The organism is Pseudomonas sp. HP_08, from assembly GCF_055284095.1.
This window is the reverse complement of sequence record NZ_JBTOQC010000011.1, coordinates 66,561-86,883: the sequence shown is the minus strand read 5'-3', so window position 1 is coordinate 86,883 and position 20,323 is coordinate 66,561. Positions and strand designations below refer to the sequence as shown.

11 protein-coding genes are annotated in these 20,323 nt (G+C 58.7%); 8 read left to right on the top strand and 3 right to left on the bottom strand.

All coding sequences use genetic code 11. The features are described 5' to 3' along the window. Positions 1-51: 51 nt before the first annotated feature. Both ACYAS9_RS11270 and ACYAS9_RS11265 read left to right on the top strand, forming a co-directional pair. Positions 52-2,292: a TonB-dependent siderophore receptor gene (locus tag ACYAS9_RS11270; protein WP_463568374.1), complete on the top strand. Its 2,241-nt coding sequence runs from the start codon at positions 52-54 to the stop codon at positions 2,290-2,292. An 11-nt stretch (positions 2,293-2,303) separates the two neighbouring features. Further along, positions 2,304-3,191 (top strand): alpha/beta hydrolase, encoded by an 888-nt coding sequence (locus ACYAS9_RS11265; protein ID WP_463568373.1) that lies wholly within the window; start codon positions 2,304-2,306, stop codon positions 3,189-3,191. A gap of 3 nt (positions 3,192-3,194) precedes the next feature. Here ACYAS9_RS11265 and ACYAS9_RS11260 read toward each other — a convergent pair whose 3' ends face one another. Both ACYAS9_RS11260 and ACYAS9_RS11255 read right to left on the bottom strand, forming a co-directional pair. Next, entirely contained in the window at positions 3,195-3,614 is a 420-nt protein-coding gene (locus ACYAS9_RS11260) for a DUF3010 family protein (RefSeq protein WP_463568372.1), read from the bottom strand. Between the two features lie 55 nt (positions 3,615-3,669). Continuing rightward, positions 3,670-4,080: a lysozyme inhibitor LprI family protein gene (locus ACYAS9_RS11255; protein WP_463568371.1), complete on the bottom strand. Its 411-nt coding sequence runs from the start codon at positions 4,078-4,080 to the stop codon at positions 3,670-3,672. A 231-nt stretch (positions 4,081-4,311) separates the two neighbouring features. On the opposite strand from ACYAS9_RS11255, the gene ACYAS9_RS11250 reads away from it, so the two are divergent. The 6 genes from ACYAS9_RS11250 (at position 4,312) to etfB (ending at position 12,187) form a co-directional block, all read left to right on the top strand. Next, a complete protein-coding gene (locus ACYAS9_RS11250; RefSeq protein ID WP_463568370.1) occupies positions 4,312-5,289 on the top strand; it encodes a dipeptidase in 978 nt (325 codons plus the stop codon). 85 nt (positions 5,290-5,374) lie between these two features. Then, complete coding sequence (locus ACYAS9_RS11245) at positions 5,375-5,905, top strand: DUF5943 domain-containing protein (protein WP_463568369.1); 531 nt, start codon at positions 5,375-5,377, stop codon at positions 5,903-5,905. A 115-nt stretch (positions 5,906-6,020) separates the two neighbouring features. After that, complete coding sequence (dgcA, locus tag ACYAS9_RS11240) at positions 6,021-8,081, top strand: dimethylglycine demethylation protein DgcA (RefSeq protein WP_463568368.1); 2,061 nt, start codon at positions 6,021-6,023, stop codon at positions 8,079-8,081. 143 nt (positions 8,082-8,224) lie between these two features. Further along, on the top strand, positions 8,225-10,177 hold the full coding sequence (gene dgcB / locus ACYAS9_RS11235) for a dimethylglycine demethylation protein DgcB (RefSeq protein ID WP_463568367.1): 1,953 nt from the start codon (positions 8,225-8,227) through the stop codon (positions 10,175-10,177). Beyond that, the gene (etfA, locus tag ACYAS9_RS11230) at positions 10,177-11,397 is read left to right on the top strand and encodes an electron transfer flavoprotein subunit alpha (RefSeq protein WP_463568366.1); all 1,221 of its coding nucleotides are present in this window, start codon (positions 10,177-10,179) and stop codon (positions 11,395-11,397) included. Before dgcB ends, etfA begins: the two co-directional genes overlap by 1 nt. Continuing rightward, complete coding sequence (gene etfB, locus ACYAS9_RS11225; protein WP_463568365.1) at positions 11,387-12,187, top strand: electron transfer flavoprotein subunit beta; 801 nt, start codon at positions 11,387-11,389, stop codon at positions 12,185-12,187. Before etfA ends, etfB begins: the two co-directional genes overlap by 11 nt. A 581-nt stretch (positions 12,188-12,768) precedes the next feature. Here the strand turns inward: etfB and ACYAS9_RS11220 are convergent. Continuing rightward, positions 12,769-20,172 carry a PI-PLC domain-containing protein gene (locus ACYAS9_RS11220; RefSeq protein WP_463568364.1) on the bottom strand — a complete coding sequence of 2,468 codons (7,404 nt, stop codon included), beginning with the start codon at positions 20,170-20,172 and terminating at the stop codon, positions 12,769-12,771. Positions 20,173-20,323 lie beyond the last annotated feature (151 nt).

The window sequence follows — 20,323 nt, the reverse complement described above, 5'->3', positions numbered from 1 at the left end:
TCATTTGTGACCTCTGCGCCTTCTGCCGCTTGTCGTTCCTGGAGATCACTGATGTCTGTGCGCCTGTCACCCCTGCCGTTAACCACCTTGCTGCTGTCGGGCTGCTGCCTGTTGCCCGTCGCTGCGCAGGCCGATGAAGCCGCGTCTGCACCGGCAATGGAGCTGCCCAGCCAGACGGTGCTGGCCACCGCCGAAGAGGAGGTCAAGCAGGCGCCCGGTGTCTCGATCATCACCCGCGACGACATCAAGAAGCACCCGCCGGGAAATGACCTGTCGCAGATCATCCGCACCATGCCGGGCGTCAACCTGACCGGTAACTCCAGCAGCGGCCAGCGCGGCAATAACCGCCAGATCGACATCCGTGGCATGGGCCCGGAAAACACCCTGATCCTGGTCGATGGCAAACCTGTCAGCAGTCGTAACTCTGTGCGTTACGGCTGGCGCGGCGAGCGCGACAGCCGTGGCGACAGCAACTGGGTGCCGGCCGATCAGGTCGAGCGCATCGAGGTGCTGCGCGGCCCTGCAGCGGCGCGTTACGGTAACGGCGCGGCGGGCGGCGTGGTGAACATCATCACCAAAAAGCCGGGCACTGAAACCCATGGCTCGGCCACGGTCTACAACTCGATTTCCCAGCACTCCGAAGAGGGCGCCACCCGGCGCATGAACTTCGGCCTCAATGGCCCGCTGACCGATAGCCTGAGCTACCGCGTTTACGGCAACGTCGCCAAAACCGATTCGGACGACGCCGACATCAACCAGGGCCATGAATCGCTGCGCACCGGCAATCAGGTCGGCACCTTGCCGGCTGGGCGTGAAGGCGTGCGCAACAAGGACCTCAACGGCTTGCTGAGCTGGAAGTTGTCGCCCGAGCAGACGATTGATCTGGAAGCCGGCTTCAGCCGCCAGGGCAATATCTACACCGGCGATACCCAGAACACCAACAGCAACAGCACCGTGAAGAACCTGCTGGGTCACGAAACCAATCGCCTGTATCGCCAGAGCTTTGCACTGACGCATCGTGGCGACTGGGACCTGGGCACCAGCCTGGCCTACGTGCAGTATGAAAAGACCCGCAATACCCGGATCAACGAAGGTCTGGCCGGTGGTACCGAGGGCATCTTCGCCAACGACAGCGTCTACACCACAAGGCTCAATACCTTGACCGCTCATGGCGAGGTCAACCTGCCGCTGCACCTGGGGGTCGACCATGTCCTGACCGTGGGCACCGAGTGGGTCGAACAGAAGCTTGACGATCCAAGTTCCAACACCCAGACCACCACGGCCGGCGGTACGGTACCCGGTATTTCCAGCAGTAATCGCAGCACCGAATCGGCATCACGGATTACTTCACTGTTTGTCGAGGACAATATCGAGCTGTTGCCCGGCACCAGACTGACACCCGGCCTGCGCTTCGATCACCATGACATCGTCGGCGATAACTGGAGCCCGTCGCTCAACCTGTCGCAAGTGCTGACCGACACCATTACGCTGAAGGCCGGTATTGCCCGTGCCTATAAAGTGCCGAACCTGTACCAGCTCAACCCCAACTACCTGCTCTACAGCAACGGCCAGGGCTGTTACGGCTCGACCACCAGCTGCTACCTGCAAGGCAATGCCGATCTTGAGGCCGAGACCAGCGTCAACAAGGAGCTGGGTATCGAGTGGCGCGATAATGGCTGGGTGGCCGGTCTGACCTACTTCCGCAATGACTACAAGAACAAGGTCGAATCAGGCATGACCCCGGTCAATGTGGCCAGCGGCGGCCTTGGTACTACAGCCAACGCCAATATCTTCCGCTGGGAGAATGTGCCCAAGGCGCTAGTCGAAGGCCTGGAAGGCACGCTCAATATCCCGCTGGCCGATGGCCTGGACCTGAACAACAACTTCACCTACATGCTGCAATCGAAGAACAAGCAAACCGGCGACGTGCTGTCGGTCACGCCCAAGTACACACTCAATTCGACCCTCGACTGGCAGGTCACCGAGGCACTGTCGCTGCGCATGAGCGTGGCCTGGTACGGCAAGCAGACGCCGAAAAAATACGATTACCACGGCAATCGTGTCACCGGCACCGCCAATAACCAGCTGTCGCCGTATGCGCTGGCCGGGATCAGCGGCACTTATGAGCTGACCAAAAACCTCAGCCTGTCGGCCGGCATCGATAACCTGTTCGACAAGCGCCTGTACCGCGAGGGCAACGCGCAAGGCGTGAACAATATCGAAGGCGCCGGCGCTGCGACCTATAACGAGTCCGGGCGGACCTTGTACACCAGCCTGACTGCGTCGTTCTGATGGGCATCCTCATGAGCCGCCTGTCAGTGGCCGGCCTGGCCCTGTGCGCCTGCCTTTCAAGTGCGCAGGCCCGGCCCGCAGTGGATGAAAAAATGAACGGCGAGATTCTGCAGCGTCAGGATTTGCCTTATCGCTTCGAGCAACACAGTCTGGACTCGGCCGATGGCCTGCGTCATTACCGTCTATGGATCGGCGTGCCCAAACGCCCGCCGCCGGCCAGTGGTTATCCGGTGGCGTATCTGCTGGATGGCAATGCCGCGGTTGGCGCGCTGGATGACGGGCTATTGGCCCAGCTGGACAAGGGCAATGCGCCGCTGCTGGTGGCGATTGGCACCGACACCCCGCTGCGCATCGACCGCAGCGCCCGCACGCTGGATTACACGCCAGAGCGCGACACCGCGGTGCAGCTCGATCCGCTGACCAACGAACCCAGCGGTGGCGCCGATGTGTTTCTCGACCTGGTGCAGCAACGCATCAAACCGCTGGTCGCCAGCCACTATCGTGTGGATGCGCAGCGGCAGGCGTTGTGGGGGCATTCCTACGGCGGGCTGCTGGTCTTGCATGCGCTGTTGAGCCGCCCCGGCGAGTTTCAGTCGTACGCCGCAGCCAGCCCGTCGCTGTGGTGGGGCGACGGCGCGATTCTGGGTGAGCAGGAAGGTTTTGCCGCACGCCTGAAAGGCCAGCCCCTGAACCTGCTGCTGATGCGCGGCGATCAGGAGCCCGCAGTGCCGGGGCGGGCGGCAACCAGCCAGGTGAACGAGAACAGCGCAGCGCAACTGACCGAGGCGCTGGCGCATAACACCGGCCTGCAGGTGCAGTACCGGGTATTTCCCGGCCTGGGCCATGGGCCGATGCTGGCAGAATCGCTGCGCTACACCTTGCAGTGGCTGGCCCGATAGGGCTTAAACGCTCTTCATCAGCCCGGCACAGGCGCTCTTGAACGCTTCATGCTGGTACTTGTTCAGGCTGTCGGGCAGGGTGAAGTCGTGTTTCTTGTGCTGGGCATTGATGGTCTGCGGTGACAGCAGTGTCACCTCGCAGTCGGCCAGCAACTGAAAGACCGTCTCGATCTTGAATGTCGTCGGGCCGCCGGCGAATTCGCCTTTCTTGCTGCGCTTCTTGATCACGATGTGGCTGATGCCGTTTTCGCGCACGAAGGCGGCGATTCGTGCGGCGAAGTCCTTGACGTTGGCGGACTCGTCATCGTCGGCCAGCGCCACTTTGCGGGTTGCCAGTGGCAAGTGGCTGATGCCGTCGTTCTGCCGGGTCGCCAAGGCAAAAATGGCTTCGCTGCCTTTGATTTCCACGCCGCAAATGATCATGTAATGCCCTGTGTCTTTCGTTGAAAGACCACAGGGTAGCGCATTCGGGCCGGCATTATTCCTGTGCGATCGACTCCAGATACTCCGAGCGTTCGTCGCTCATCCGCGCAATACAGTCGTTTTCGCTGATTTTGAACGCTTTGCTGCCGGCCGCCGACGGGAAGACTTCGACGGCGCAGTCGGTGTCGCGCAGTTTTTCCCAGGCTTTCTGGGCGTCCTTGAGCTTGTTGGTGAAGTCGTTGAACTGGGTCTTGTTGGCCACAAACTGCGACTGCACCCGGTTGAGCAGGTTCTGGAAGTTTTCCTTGAGCAGCGCCTCGGCGGTCTCGCGGCTATAGATGGAGCATTCCAGGGTCTGGTTGTCGCTGTCGACGCCATCGCAGGGGGATGTTTCAGGATCCTGTGCAGCCCAGGCGTTGCTTGCCATGGCACTTGTCAGTGCCAGTCCCAGGAAAAAGGTTTTCATCTATCACGCTCCGATCCATTGATGCGCTGAATTCTGGCTCAAGCGCATGACAAAGAACAGGTTTGCCATGCAGCCAGGTGGCTGGGCAGTACCCTTTGTCGCGGATTGACGCTTTCGGCAATTCCCCTGTCGTTTTTGCATCCGGCTCACCTGCGCCTGCGGCATATGCTGGCCCCAATAGCGCCGACAGCCGATTTGGCGCGCAAGCACCTAGAGAAAGGGGACCGCCTGATGAGCCCAGCCGAACTTCACGCCGACAGCATCGTTATTGACGGCCTGATCATCGCCAAGTGGAACCGCGAGCTGTTTGAAGACATGCGCAAGGGCGGCCTGACCATGGCCAACTGCACCGTGTCGGTGTGGGAAGGCTTCCAGGCCACGGTCAACAGCATCAGCACCAGCATGAAGCTGATGCGCGAAAACAGCGACCTGGTGATGCCGGTGCAGACCACCGCCGACATCCGCAAGGCCAAGGAAATTGGCAAGACCGGCATCCTGTTCGGCTTCCAGAACGCGCACGCCTATGAAGACCAGATCGGTTATGTCGAGATCTTCAAGAAGCTCGGCGTGGGCATTGTGCAGATGTGCTACAACACCCAGAACCTGGTCGGCACCGGCTGCTACGAGCGCGACGGCGGCCTGTCGGGCTTCGGTCGCGAGATCGTGGCCGAAATGAACCGCGTCGGGGTCATGTGCGACCTGTCCCACGTGGGCTCGAAAACCAGCGAGGAAGTCATCCTCGAATCGAAAAAGCCGGTCTGCTATTCCCACTGCCTGCCGTCCGGGCTTAAAGAGCACCCGCGCAACAAGTCCGATGAAGAACTGAAGTTCATCGCCGATCACGGCGGTTTTGTCGGCGTCACCATGTTCGCGCCCTTCCTGGCCAAGGGCATCGACTCGACCATCGACGATTACGCCGAGGCCATCGAGTACACCATGAACATCGTCGGCGAAGACGCCATCGGCATCGGCACCGACTTCACCCAGGGCCACGGCCAGGACTTCTTCGAATACCTGACCCACGACAAGGGCTACGCCCGTCGCCTGACCAGCTTCGGCAAGATCATCAACCCGCTGGGCATCCGCACCGTGGGCGAATTCCCCAACCTGACCGAGACCCTGCTCAAGCGCGGCCACTCCGAGAGCGTGGTGCGCAAGATCATGGGCGAGAACTGGGTTCGCGTACTGGGCGATGTCTGGGGCGAATAAAGCGCCCGTACGGCGCTGACACCTTCTATTTCAAGGCAGCCAACGGTTTGCCTCACCACAAGAATTTTTCTGGAGTCAAGTTTCCATGGTCAAGATCGCCCCGCAACTGCCCATCGAAGTCGACAGCGAGACCGGTATCTGGACATCCGATGCCCTGCCGATGCTGTATGTACCGCGCCATTTCTTCGTCAACAACCACATCGGGATCGAAGAAGTCCTGGGCGCCGACGCCTATGCCGAAATCCTCTACAAGGCCGGCTACAAATCCGCCTGGCACTGGTGCGAGAAAGAAGCCGAATGCCACGGCCTGGAAGGCGTCGCGGTGTTCGAGCACTACATGAAGCGCCTGTCGCAACGCGGCTGGGGCCTGTTCAAGATCCAGGACATCGACCTCGATAAAGGCACTGCCAGCGTCAAGCTTGAGCACTCGGCGTTCGTGTACGTGTACGGCAAGGTCGGTCGCAAGGTCGACTACATGTTCACCGGCTGGTTCGCCGGCGCCATGGACCAGATCCTGGCCGCCCGTGGCAGCTCGATCCGTACCGTAGCCGAACAGGTTTATGGAGGCTCCGAAGAGGGCCATGACGACGGTCTGTTTGTCGTCAAACCACTTTAACCGCGCCGTTGGAAAGCACGGCGAGTAAAGCTCTGGCAACGCGAGGCCGGCCGGTCCGGCCTCGCATACAAGACCGAGCGTATACAGCCTGCTTTCGCCTTGAGGAGTTTTGGAAATGGCTTTTGAAGCGATGTTCCAGCCGATCCAGATCGGCAAGCTGACCATTCGTAACCGTGTGCTCAGTACCGCCCACGCCGAGGTGTATGCCACCGACGGCGGCATGACCACCGAACGCTACGTCAAATACTACGAAGAGAAGGCCAAGGGCGGCATCGGCCTGGCCATCTGTGGCGGCTCCTCGGTGGTCGCCATCGACAGCCCGCAAAGCTGGTGGAAGTCGGTCAACCTGGCCACCGACCGGATCATCCCGCATTTCCAGAACCTCGCTGACGCCATGCACAAGCACGGCGCCAAGATCATGATCCAGATTACCCACATGGGCCGTCGCTCACGCTGGGACGGCGATCACTGGCCGACCCTGATGTCGCCGTCGGGCATCCGTGAGCCGGTGCACCGCGCGACCTGCAAGACCATCGAGCCCGAAGAAATCTGGCGCATCATCGGCAACTACGCCCAGGCTGCGCGCCGGGCGATGGAAGGTGGCCTGGACGGCATCGAGCTGTCGGCGGTGCACCAGCACATGATCGACCAGTTCTGGAGCCCGCGGGTCAACAAGCGTACCGACGAATGGGGCGGCAGCTTCGAGGGGCGGATGAAGTTCGGCATGGAAGTGCTCAAGGCCGTGCGCGCTGAAGTCGGCCGCGACTTCTGCGTGGGCATGCGCATCTGTGGTGACGAATTCCACCCCGATGGCCTGTCGCACGACGACATGAAGCAGATCGCCAAGTACTACGACGACACCGGCCTGCTGGACTTCTTCGGCGTGATCGGCTCGGGTTGCGACACGCACAACACGCTGGCCAACGTCATTCCCAACATGAGTTATCCACCGGAGCCGTTCCTGCACCTGGCGGCCGGCATCAAGGAAGTGGTCAAGATCCCGGTGCTGCACGCGCAGAACATCAAGGACCCGAACCAGGCCACGCGGATTCTCGAAGGCGGCTATGTCGACATGGTCGGCATGACCCGCGCGCACATTGCCGACCCGCACCTGATCGCCAAGATCAAGATGGGCCAGATCGACCAGATCAAGCAGTGCGTCGGTGCCAACTACTGCATCGACCGCCAGTACCAGGGCCTGGACGTGCTGTGCATCCAGAACGCTGCGACCTCGCGTGAATACATGGGCGTGCCGCACATCATCGAAAAATCCACCGGGCCGAAACGCAAGGTGGTGGTGGTTGGTGCAGGTCCCGCCGGTATGGAAGCGGCGCGGGTGTCGGCCGAGCGCGGCCACGACGTGACCCTGTTCGAGAAGAAGGACGCCATCGGCGGGCAGATCACCACGGCCTCCAAGGCACCGCAGCGCGACCAGATCGCCGGTATTACCCGTTGGTATCAACTGGAGCTGGCGCGCCTGAAAGTCGATTTGCGCCTGGGCACCGCCGCAGACGCGGCAACCATTCTCGACCTGCGCCCGGACATCGTGGTGCTGGCGGTGGGCGGTCATCCGTTCCTGGAGCAGAACGAACACTGGGGTTCGGAAGAAGGGCTGGTGGTCAGCAGCTGGGACATCCTCGACGGCAAGGTCGCGCCGGGCAAGAGCGTGCTGGTCTATGACACCATCTGTGAATTCACCGGTATGTCGGCGGCGGACTTCCTGGCCGACAAGGGCTGCCAGGTCGAGATCGTCACCGACGACATCAAGCCGGGCGTGGCGATGGGCGGCACGACCTTTCCGACCTACTACCGCAGCATGTACCCCAAAGAGGTGATCATGACCGGGGACATGATGCTGGAAAAGGTCTACCGCGAAGGCGACAAGCTGATTGCCGTGCTGGAGAACGAATACACCGGCGCCAAAGAGGAGCGGGTGGTCGACCAGGTGGTTGTGGAGAACGGCGTGCGTCCCGACGAGGCGATCTACTACGCGCTCAAGGAAGGCTCGCGCAACAAGGGCCAGATCGACATCGATGCCCTGTTCGCCATCGCGCCGCAACCGATCCTCAGCCAGCCGGGCGATGGTTACCTGCTGTACCGGATCGGCGACTGCGTGGCACAACGCAACGTCCACGCGGCGATCTACGACGGGCTCAGGCTCTGTAAAGATTTCTGACGGCCACCACCTTCCCGTAGGAGCGCGCTTGCCCGCGACCGAGTGCGTAAGCGCTCGCAAATTCTCGGAAATGCTGAAAATTTACGACTGCTAACGCAGCCGGTCGCGGGCAAGCGCGCTCCTACGGGTACGAGGGCAATTCAATGCTCAACACTATTCTTCCGATTCTGCTGTTTGCCGCCCTGGGCCTTGGTGTCCTGGGGGCCTTGCGGCGGGTCAGGCTGTGGCGTAACGGCCGCGCTTCGAAAGTCGATTTGCTTGGCGGCCTGCTGGCCATGCCCAAGCGTTACATGGTGGACTTGCACCATGTGGTCGCCCGCGACAAATACATCGCCAACACCCACGTAGCCACCGCCGGTGGTGCAGTGGCGTCGATCGTGCTGGCGATTCTGGTGCACGGTTTCGGCCTGCATAACCAGATTCTCGGCTATGCACTGCTGTTGATGACGGCAGTGATGTTCGTCGGGGCGATCTTCGTTTTCCGCAGGCGCCTGAACCCGCCGTCGCGGTTGTCCAAAGGCCCGTGGATGCGCCTGCCGAAAAGCCTGCTGGCGTTCTCGGCAAGCTTCTTCGTGCTGACCCTGCCGGTGGCCGGCATCCTGCCTGCCGACTTTGGCGGCTGGGTGCTGGCGGCAATCCTGGCGCTGGGCGTGCTGTGGGGCGTGAGCGAGCTGTTCTTCGGCATGACTTGGGGCGGGCCGATGAAGCACGCCTTCGCCGGTGCCTTGCACCTGGCCTGGCACCGCCGCGCCGAGCGCTTCGGTGGCGGTCGCTCGACCGGCCTCAAGCCGCTGGACCTGGACGACCCGCAAGCGCCATTGGGTGTGGAAAAACCCAAGGACTTCACCTGGAACCAGTTGCTGGGCTTCGACGCCTGCGTGCAGTGCGGTAAATGCGAAGCCGCGTGCCCGGCGTTTGCCGCCGGCCAGCCGTTGAACCCCAAGAAGCTGATTCAGGACATGGTCGTCGGCCTGGCCGGCGGCACTGACGCCAAATTTGCCGGCAGCCCGTACCCCGGAAAGGCCATCGGCGAACACGGCGGTCATCCGCACCAGCCCATCGTCAACGGCCTGGTGGACGCCGAGACCCTGTGGTCCTGCACCACCTGCCGCGCCTGCGTCGAGGAGTGCCCGATGATGATCGAGCACGTCGATGCCATCGTCGACATGCGTCGTCACCTGACCCTGGAACGTGGCGCCACGCCGAACAAGGGCGCCGAGGTGCTGGATAACCTGATCGCCACCGATAACCCCGGCGGCTTCAACCCCGGTGGCCGCTTGAACTGGGCGGCGGACCTGAACCTGAACCTGTTCAGCGAGAAGAAAAGCGCCGATGTGCTGTTCTGGGTCGGCGACGGTGCCTTCGACATGCGCAACCAGCGCACCCTGCGCGCCTTCGTCAAAGTGCTCAAGGCGGCGGGCGTCGACTTTGCCGTGCTCGGCCTTGAAGAACGCGACAGCGGCGATGTGGCCCGGCGTCTGGGCGATGAAGCCACTTTCCAGACCCTGGCCAAGCGCAATATCCAGACCCTGGCGCGTTATCGCTTTGCGCGCATCGTGACCTGCGACCCGCACAGCTTCCATGTGCTCAAGAACGAATACGGTGCGTTTGGCGGCGAGTATCAGGTGCAGCACCACAGCACCTTTATCGCCGAACTGATCCAGGCCGGCGCGCTGAATCTCGGCCAGCACAAAGGCGGCAGCGTGACCTATCACGACCCGTGCTATCTGGGCCGCTACAACGGTGAATACGAGGCGCCGCGCGAAGTGCTGCGTGCGCTGGGCATCGAGGTCAAGGAAATGCAGCGTTCCGGTTTCCGCTCGCGCTGCTGCGGCGGTGGCGGCGGTGCGCCGATCACCGACATCCCTGGCAAGCAGCGGATTCCCGACATGCGCATGGAAGACATCCGCGAAACCGCCGCCGAGCTGGTGGCCGTCGGTTGCCCGCAATGCACGGCCATGCTCGAAGGCGTGGTCGAACCGCGCCCGCTGATCAAGGACCTGGCCGAGCTGGTGGCCGATGTCTTGATCGAAGACGACGCCGCGCCGGCCCGCCAGCCGGTGCAGGCCAAACGTGAACCTGCGGAGGTGCACTGATGAGCGACATTATCCGCCGCGACCCACGCGCCGAATGGATCGCCCGTAACCGTCTGCACCCGCTGCATGCCGCCATGCAACCGGTGCAGGAACGCTGGATGGGGCCCAACGGGGTCCTGCGCAAAAAGGTCCATGGCATCGGTTTTATCGGCCCCAACGGACTCAAACGCATCGACCGCAGCGGCGCCCAGCAGGGCGGCGCGGTCAAGCGCAGCGCCGCTGTGGAAGTGCAACTGCCGCTGCACAGCGTTGCGCAGCCGGCCTTCATTATCAGCGTGGTGCCGGACATGGTCGGCGGCCGCCTGAGCAGCCACGACCGCGACCTGCTGGGGCTGGCGCGGCAACTGGCCGGCAGCGACGGCGCAGTGCTGGCCGTGGTGTTTGGCGAGCATAAGGAAAGCGCATTCGACACCGCTGGCGTTGACCGCCTGCTGGTGCTGACCGATGACACATTCGAAGGTTATTCACCCGAGCAGCGTGTGCAAGGCCTGCGGGCTGTGGATAACCAGTTCGACCCGCGCCACTGGCTGCTGCCCGACAGCCGCACCGGTGGCGGCGAGCTGGGCCGACGCTTTGCCGCCAGCCTGGGCGAGCGTCCGGCCACGCGGGTCTGGCAGATCAAGGACGGCCAGTGCATCGCCCGCGCCGGTGCCGGCCGCGAAGACCTGGTGCGGCCATTGGCGCGGCTGATCCTGGCTGCCGCCGAATGCGCAGAGCCGGTCAGCGAGACCCGTCATGAAGCCTTGGCCGTGGAGTTATCCACAACCGTGGCGCGCAGCTTGCCGCGCATCGAAGACCTGGGCGCCGTGGCCGTCGACCCGGCCGCGATTCCCATGGCCGAATCGGAGTTCATCTTCTCCGGCGGCAACGGCGTCAAGGACTGGGATCTGTTCCATCGCACCGCCGCCGCACTGGGCGCCACCGAAGGCGCCTCGCGGGTGGCGGTGGACAACGGCTTCATGGCCCGCGACCGCCAGGTCGGCGCGACCGGCACCTGGGTCACGGCCCGGGTGTACATGGCCGTGGGAATTTCCGGGGCCATCCAGCACCTGCAAGGCATTGGCGCCTGCGACAAGGTGGTGGCGGTCAACATGGACCCTGGCTGCGACATGATCAAACGCGCCGACCTGTCGGTGATCGGCGACAGCAGCGAAGTGTTCGCTGCGCTGATCGCCGCCGTAGATGCCTGGCGCAATGGAGATAAACGCGATGCAGCCTAAGCCCGCGACCACGAACAAACCCGCCTTGCAGGTCATCAGCCTGGTCTCGGTCGGCTCGCACCCGACCTCCGGTCGCGCCCGCCGCGCCGAACAGGACGCTCGCGCCGTCGAGCTGGGCCTGCGCCTGGTTGGGGATAACTTGCAGATGCTGCACGCCGGCAACCCTGAAGAACCGGCATTACGCGCCTACCTGGGCATGGGCCTGGACGAAATGCACATCCTCGAACAACCGCAAGGCAGCGATGCCTTGCCGGCCCTGACCGAGTACATCCGCGACTGCAATGTGCAAATGGTCCTGACCGGCAGCCAGGCCGAAACCGGCGAAGGCTCGGGCATGCTGCCGTTTCTGCTCGCCGAGCGTCTGGGCTGGCCGCTGGTGATTGGTCTGGCCGAAGTCGAGTCGCTGGAAAACGGCACCGCCCTGGTGCTGCAAGCCTTGCCACGCGGCCAGCGCCGCCGGCTCAAGGTGCGCCTGCCGTTCCTGGCGACGGTGGATAACTCCGGCCCTGTACCTCGGCAAAGCGCCTACGGCCCGGCCCGGCGCGGTGTGCTGGGTGTGGAAGAGGTTGAAGTGCTCAGTGACGAGTTACTCACAGGCGACAGCCTGCAACCGGCCAAGCCACGCCCCAAGCGTTTGAAGGTGATCAAGGCCAAAAGCGGCGCCGATCGCATGAAAGCCGCTACCGCCAAGGCCAGCGGCGGAGGAGGCAAGGTGCTCAAGGACGTGAGCGCGCAAGAAGGCGCCGAGGCGATTCTGAAGCTGCTGATTGAAGAAGGGGTGATTCGCTGAGTTACCTTTCTGCCGTAAAAAACCCGGCAAGCACGCTACACGTCCGGGTTTGCGGCGCGACAGTATTTTATCCACCGCTCCCATGCGCTTTACACACATTCCCTGTGCGCCTGCCTGTGGATAAGGTGTTCGCTTGTGTCTGTAGCCCTTGAACTACGTGGCCTTCAGGCTTCTGGTCAATTAGTGATCAATTTACGCCAGGGTTTTTGCAACCGTTCTTGTGTGGATAAAGCATCCACTGTTCAACGCACCCACCCACAACTGCCCACAATCTCTGTTGGTGTGCCTGTGTATAAGTTGTTAGCTTTCAGCTGTAGCCCTTGTTTTTAAAGGCCTTCAAGTTTTTGATCAAAAAACGTACAAAAGCATGCGCTATCTGTTGTCCACAGGGCCTAAGCCTTGTCAGTCATGGGTTTGCTGCTTTTTCCACAGGGCGCAAAGGCATGATCCACATTCTTCCCCAAAATCTGTTGGTGTTTCTGTGGATAAGATGTTCGCCATCAGCTGTACCCCTTGGTTTACAAGGGGTACAGGCATCTGATCAAAAAACGAACAGAAGGGGGTAATTGGCTTTCACCCTTTTAAAATATCCATAGATAGGCAGAAAATCCGGATTTCCGTCCCTGGCTATCGAAAGCCACAACATGGTAGCGGCCTTTAGTACTCGGATAACTGAAAGAAGTGCCTGTGGTTTCTCCGATTTCTCTGAAGTAGTAGTAGACCTTGTATTTGACAGCGCCTGCGCTGGCATCCCATTGGATTGTCAAGGGATCCCACCATTGATTCTCAAAGCGCACATTAGCGGGAGCTGCGGGCGCGCCTGGTACGGGTGGTGGTTCAGGCTCAGGTTCTGGCTCTGGCTCTGGTTCAGCGGCCGGTCCGAAATAGGCGTAAGAGATCTTGCCGTCCAGATTACCGCCATTGCTAACTTCCATTTTTATATCGGCGTTCTCGAAGCTGCTGTTGAAACTACCTAGAATGATGGGGCTGAGGATATTGCGTTTTACGGTTACTGTGGTTTTTCCCTGGTTGAAGCTTCCTTCTGGATGGCCGGTTACTGTAAACGTCGAGCCCCTGCCGGCCTTGATAATCCTCGCTGAGCGAATCTCATCATTGTCACAGCCGAAGCTATTGTTGCCGCTTCCCATCTTGAACTGGCGATGGGTATTGAATGGCACGCTGCACACGATGTTCTGGCTGGCGTTGTTGCCTTCATAAAACACAATCAAGGCATCGGATATATCGTTATCCGCAGGCGTATTGCGAACGACGATGCGTGAAACCTTGCCGTCCAGGCCATTGTTGCGTGAGGCTATCTTGCGATAGTAAATCGTTTCGCTGGAGCCTTCGAGTGAGTCGATTTTTACCCGTGTTCCCATGGGAATCGATTGTTTGACATCAATCAAGGTGAAGTCATCTTGCCGATCGCCATCAGGGTTGTCATACAGTTCGATGCGTGTTCCTGCACGAATGCCTTCCAGTTCCATCGAGCGGATTTCATCGTTCTCACAGCCCTTGGCGGCGAGCTTAAGATCGTATTGCACGCCGTTATCACCGCTGCCCTGATTGCCAGGCAGCACACAGACGGTATCTCCGTCGCGATTGGCGCTGTTGCGTTCGTAGAAATACAACCCGCCTTGTGACAAGGCGGCCGCGTAGGGCAAGGCGTCTCCGGTCTGATTGAAATCAATGGCCAGAAAATTGGGAGTTTTCCCGCCTGTGGGTTCATCACAGTAGCGTTCCACTCGCCTCTGTAGCCAGGTGAGATTGTTGTCCATATCCCCCGCGTGTGCCGGGGAACTACCCCATGAGTGAAACTGATTGAGCACGAAAAGACGGTTCAGCCCGGTGGATGTCTTGGACAGCGAAAGCGGGTGCTCGTAACGGGACTCGCATGCCCAATCGTGGCTGATTGCTGTGGTGCCAAGGTTATAAGTATTCTCGACCTGGTTCGCGGAAGACGAATAAATAGTGACGGTTTTATTATTGATAAGGTAGTTGCCCGGCAGTTGGCGGTCGGAGAAAATAAGAATGCGTTTATTGCTGTTTATTATATTTTCCAGGGTGGGCCAGTGCGTTGTATCTCCATGCACATAAATATAGTTTTCCAGCTCTGGAATGCTGTTGATAACTTTCTTCATGGCGTCCTGCGTGATGTAGGACTCCAGCTGAAGTGATATTACAGCAAGCGGATTCTGCTTTAAATAAGGAATGAATATGTCGGCCAAGGCACTACGGAATGTAGGGTCTGAACTGTTACAGCGCGCATTGGGGTCTGCCTTATGGCACATACGCACTGTGCCGCCTGTACCACCGTCGTCCATACGTAAATCCAGCATGAAACCTCTTATCCCCCGTTGCAATTGAGGCCGCAATTCATCCAGATACGCATTGTGTGCCGTTACCCACGCATACTGATCGTACGGCTTGGTCAAGTCGTTGATACCAGGAGCGGTCTGATTATGAACATTCAGCGTCTTCCAATAGGTATTATCCTGTGCTGATGTCGGGTAATACCAATTACGTTCAGAGGGTATTCCGGTAACGTTCGAGCGAAACAACAGATTTTTCTCAGGGTATGTATTTATTGCCCCCAGCCAAGTCGGTTCAGACCAGCGTTTGGGGTCCTGCCAGATTCCGGCATGCTGCCCCATGTAGGTCCAATAATTGTTGTCCTTGGCCGTGGTAGGGTAAAGCCAGCTATTTTTACTCGGATAGCCATCGAACTTTGCTTTGAAGAAAAATGTAGAGTTGGCGTACTCATAAAGGTGAATATCGCCCGTGCGGGTCCACTCATTCCAGCCTTTCGGATCTTCAAAAGTGCCTTCGGATTTTTGCAGGTACTCCCAGTAACTATTGTCGGAACCGGTATTCGGGTAATACCAGCCACCGTCTGATGGACGTCCCTCTCTTTTGGCCTTGAACAGCAGTCGTTGCCCACCATAATAATGAAGGTTAATATCGCCGACGTGGGAGTAATCCTGCCATACATTGGGTGCAGTCAGCGTACCCTGGCCCTTGCGGACGAATGTCCACCATTGATTACTGACATCTTTATCGGGTGCTTCTTTTGGCGGTTGCCCTTGAGGATAATTCATTTGCCCGTCGAATCTGGATGCAAAGAGCATGGTTTGATTCGCTACAGAGGCACTATGAATAAGGCCTGGTTTGGTCCACTCATTCAATGATTTCGGGTCGTCGAAGGTACCGTTTGTGTGTGTGACACTGATGAACTTCCAGCCTGGTATTTTAGCGAGCGTCGATGGCATTCCAGATGTGTCAGAAGAAGTATCGAGCTCCTCAGGCTGATCTAAAGGCTGATCATGAATCGGGGCCCAATTGTCGTGTGCTGGTATACCGGCTATGTCGGAGTCCACACTGAATAGCAAGCGCATTCCGTGCGGTTCATGTACATGAACCGCACCGCGCCAACTTACCTCATCCCATCGTTTGGGGTCGGCTGTGGTTCCAGCGTGGATCGAGACACCGTAGTAGTCCCAGTTCTCGCTATTGTTTTTTCCTTCAGGTAGTACCCAGCGGCCCTGGGGAATACCATCGATCTTCGCGGTGTAGTAATAAGCGGCGTCAGGGCGTTGCACCCGTACTATCGCGCCGGGCGACACTGGCTCGTTCGCATCCTTTGGGTCTTTGGCTGTACCGTCATGAATGGCTGTAGCGCGATAAGTCCAGTTTTCGTCAGAGACTTCAGCGGATGGATATGGCCTGTTTTCTTCCTGGCTATTGCCGGCCCGTTTGGCGGTGAAATAAACGGTTTTTCCTGATCGCACAACTCTATGTATTGCACCGTGCCAAGTGACTTCGTTCCATTCGTGCGGATCGGCCACCGTGCCGGCATGCTCTGTCGCACCATAGAATGCCCATTGATCATTAGTGCTTTCATCCGTTGGGTAGTGCCAATTATGTGCCGACGGTGTACCGGTGACGCGGGCAGTAAAGTACAGTGTTTTGCCGCCGTGCTCATAGCGATGTATCCGGCCAGGCCAAGTGTATTCGTCCCAGTCTTTCGGTACTTTCAGAGTTCCTGCATGCCTATTGACTCCTAGGAAATGCCAAGACTCATTATCGACTTGCTGGCTGGGCTGTTCGCCCACGTCGATACCCATTTCACCGCCTTTTTTTGCTTCAAACAGGTATTGTGTACTCCGGTCTATATGAATGGCGCCTGCCCATGTCGGCTGATCGAAGTACTTGGGACTTTCCAGAGTTCCCGCATAATACGAAAAACCAATATCCTGGAAAAACTCGGGGTTCGAATAGCCTCCTTCATGATCGGATGTATACCCCCAGAATTGGGATCTATAGAACCATCTGCGTAACGCCTTGAACTCTCCGATCTGCACATACAACTTAGTGACGTGAATCGCGCCTGGCCACGTTGCATCGCTTACAGGCTTGGGTTCCTCCCACGTGCCTGCATACGTACCCATGTCAGCCTGAGCCCAGTTCTCATCGTTATTGGGCGGGGTTGGAAACACCCATCCCGCCAACGGTGGCACGCCGCTTATTTTCGATCTTACATAATAAGGTTTGCCGTCTACTTCAAACCGATGAACAGCGCCTGGCCAGGTGATCTCATAGGTGTCCTTGGGGGCAAGCACGGTGCCGGGTTTTGAATTTTTTCCTACATAAGTCCAGTCATCATTATCGGTACCTGCTTGCGTAGGGAATGGATGAGTAGCGTCGGAGTTTCCAGAAAATCGAGCCAGATAATAAATCTCTGCGGCACCCACGGCTGATTTGTGAACATTACCGGGCCACGTCAACACTGAACCCGTATGAGGATCATCCAGGGTGCCGCTATTAACGTTACTTCCCACATAGTCCCACTCTTTGTTACCCGTCTCCGCCGCTGGCAACGGATAGCTACCGCTGGCGAGATTGCCGGCAACCTTGGATTGGTAATACATTTTGCGATCCGGGTCCTGGCGCATATGAATTGCACCTTCCCACGTGACTTCATTCTGGGCTTTGGGGTCATCCAGAGTACCGCTATGCCGGGATTCTCCTACCACCACCCAGTACGGATTTTCTCCGGCTTCCGGAAATGACCACTCATGCTCAGCCAGCAAGCCATCAACTTTCGCTTGTATATAAAGATGTTTGCTGCCTACACGAACAGCGTGAATCCGTTCCGGCCAAGTAAAGCCTGTATTGTCCTTGGGATCGGCCCAAGTACCTTGAGGAAGATTTCTACCCAGGTATTGCCAGTATTCGTTATCGGTTCCGGCTGCTGGATATTCCCACTGGTTTTCCTGCGGGACGCCTTCTGCAAGCGCGCGGAAGTAGACCACTTCGCCATCGACGATTGTGGTGTGGATAAGTCCTTGCGTCGTCACTTCGGTAAAGTCCTTGGGATCGGCAAATGTGCCTTTGTGGCGCACGACCCCCAGCGATTTCCAGTACGCGCTATCGCCATCACCCGGCGCCGGCCATTGGTCGACTGTGGGATCGCCCAATTGCTGAGCGGCATACAGACGGTGTTCATTTGAGATGCTGTCTTGATGAATCGCCCCAGGCCATGTTTGCCCGCTCATCGTTTTAGGGTCGGCAAAGGTCCCGGCCTGATCAGTGGTAAACGCCAATTTCCACCATTGGTTGCTGACGGGTGTTTCAGGGTACGGCGTTGCGGAAGTGGGCGTGCCTTCCATTCCGGATTTGAAGAAGGTTTTTTGACCGTCGAGGATTGTCAGATGAATCGCATCCAGCCACGTTGGCTCGTTAAAGGTCTTGGGATCGGCAAAGGTACCCGCATGCTCCCCAGCGTATTCATAAAACTCGTTGGACGAATTACCTGGCGGATAGAGCGCGCCCACGTCATTGGCAAAACCTGCAAACTTCGAACGATAAAGCTTCTTGTGCATCAAGCCGCGCTGGTCGGCAAAGAAAGTTCCGGGCGTACTCAGGCCGTTGCGCCCACGCGGTGCTTCGACGGTGCCAGTACCCGCCAATGATGTAACAAATGCCCATTGTTCATCATCGACTTCGCCAACGGGATACACCCAGCCCTCAGGGCCCGGCTCGCCTTGCTGTTTGGCCGCATACACAATCTGTTGCGCCTCATCCATATGCAGGGCGCCAGGCCAGGTCATCTCGTCATTGCCCTTGAGGTCGCTCGCAGTACCTGCATGTTTGAACACACCAATGACTTCCCAATGCTCATTGCTGTTCAGGCTATCTGGATAGGGCGTGGCAGGCGTTGGCCAACCATCGATGAGTGAGCGCACCATGACGCGCTTACCCTTGACTTCTGCTTCATGAAAAGCACCGGCACGGGTGATGTCATCAAACGGTTTCAGGTCGGTCATAAGGCCTGAATGATGTCCCGCGAAAAACCAGTTCGGGTCTGCCTTACCGACTACGGAAAAGCTATCGATGTCATCGGCGGGATATCCTTCAAAGCGGGAGATGTACCAGGCTCGCTGACCGGCAACGGCATTGTCCACATACACTGAGCCTGCCTGACTGTAATCGCCGAACTGCCTGGGCTGTTCAAAAGTACCCCGAGGCGGCACAAGCGCAATAAGCGCCCAATGTTCGGAACTGGCGGCGCTCGTTGGCAGCGGCCACTCATGCTCGGCGGGAATACCCTCGACCATTGCCCGGAAATACACCGGCTTTCCTTCAATAGTGGCGACATGTACCGCGCCAGGCCAGGTCAGTTCTTCCTGACTTTTGGGGTCTGCAACGGTCCCTGCGTGGATGGAAACACCCAAGGGCTGCCACTTGTCTGTATTGCTGTATTGCCAGCCGTCCTCTGGCATGTATCCCGAGTTCAGCGAGCGAAACATGGTTTGTACGGCATTCTGGACCAAGGCATGAATATCGCCTCGGTTAGTGAAGATATCCTGATCGTTTTTGGGAGACTGCAATGAGCCTGCGTGCTCAGAAATCTGTCCGATCCTCCAGAATTCATTGCTTTTCAGCTCTTGTGGATACGGCGTTTCAACCGAGGGTGTACCGATGAACCTGGGTAACATTTCTACCCATTTCCCTTCGATACGTGCGCGGTATCTCACATTGGAGACTGGGGCCTCGCCAAACGGTTTAGGATCAACGGTCGAGCCCGCATGACGGCCCTGGTAAGTCCAGAAATCATTCGACTGTGCCCCTTCAGGAAAAGCCGCGCCCAGTAATGCGGGGTAGCCGGTGAATCGGGAAGTGTAGTAGTGACTGTGCAGCGCATCGACTTGCTGTTGGTAATAGGAACCCGGGTGATTACTGAAATCGCTCCATGGCTTGGGGAAGATGGTACCAATCGCCGAATCGGTTCCCGCAAACTTCCAGTAACCGACACCTTCTTCGGTATCGGGTGCAGGCCAGCCGTCAGCTACCGGATTACCGGTTCGCAGGGCCACATATGCGGTTTCGTTCGGCTCGTATCGCATAAATGTGCCGGGCCATACCAGATCCCGGTCGGTCTTCATCTCGTCGAGTGTGCCACTACGTTCGAAGAAGCCGATGAAATCCCAGAATTCATTGCTTTCAGGGATAGCCGGGTAGGGTGTCTGTAGGCTGGGCAACGCATCGATCTTCGAGCGAAGCAATGCCTTTTGGCCCTCGATCTGCGCCAGATGCAGCGCGCCGACCCGTGTTGGCTCGTCGAACGTTTTGAGATCCGGGCCGATGCCGGAGTATTGACCTGCATAAGTCCAGGCTTCGGTAGTCTGCGGGGTATCCGGAAATGCAGGGTCGGCTTGATCGGGCGTGCTGTCGAACCGGGCAATGTAAAACGCGACCGGTTGCCCTGTGGCGTGGTAGAAGACCGCGCCATTGAAGGCCGGTTCGCCAATCAAGCGCGGCTCCTCGAAGGTACCGGCATGCTGTTCGGCGGCTCGTGCATTGCTCGTTTGTACTGTTGGCGGCAGGCTTGGGGCGCGACCGGCATTTACGGCATTGGCATGCCAGACCAGCAACAGGCCCAGAACAATCGTGGCAGACCATGTAGCCCGGTGAAGTCCTTTCACAGTGCACCTCTCATTTCCTTTAGTAGTCGATGCCACGAAAGCGAAACGGGGCCTTGGAGCGAGTCTAGAAAGGGCAGGAGTCTGTGAGTACTGGTATGGATACTAGGTTTTGACAAAAGGTGACGAAGGGCACAAAAAAGCCCGCTCCTGA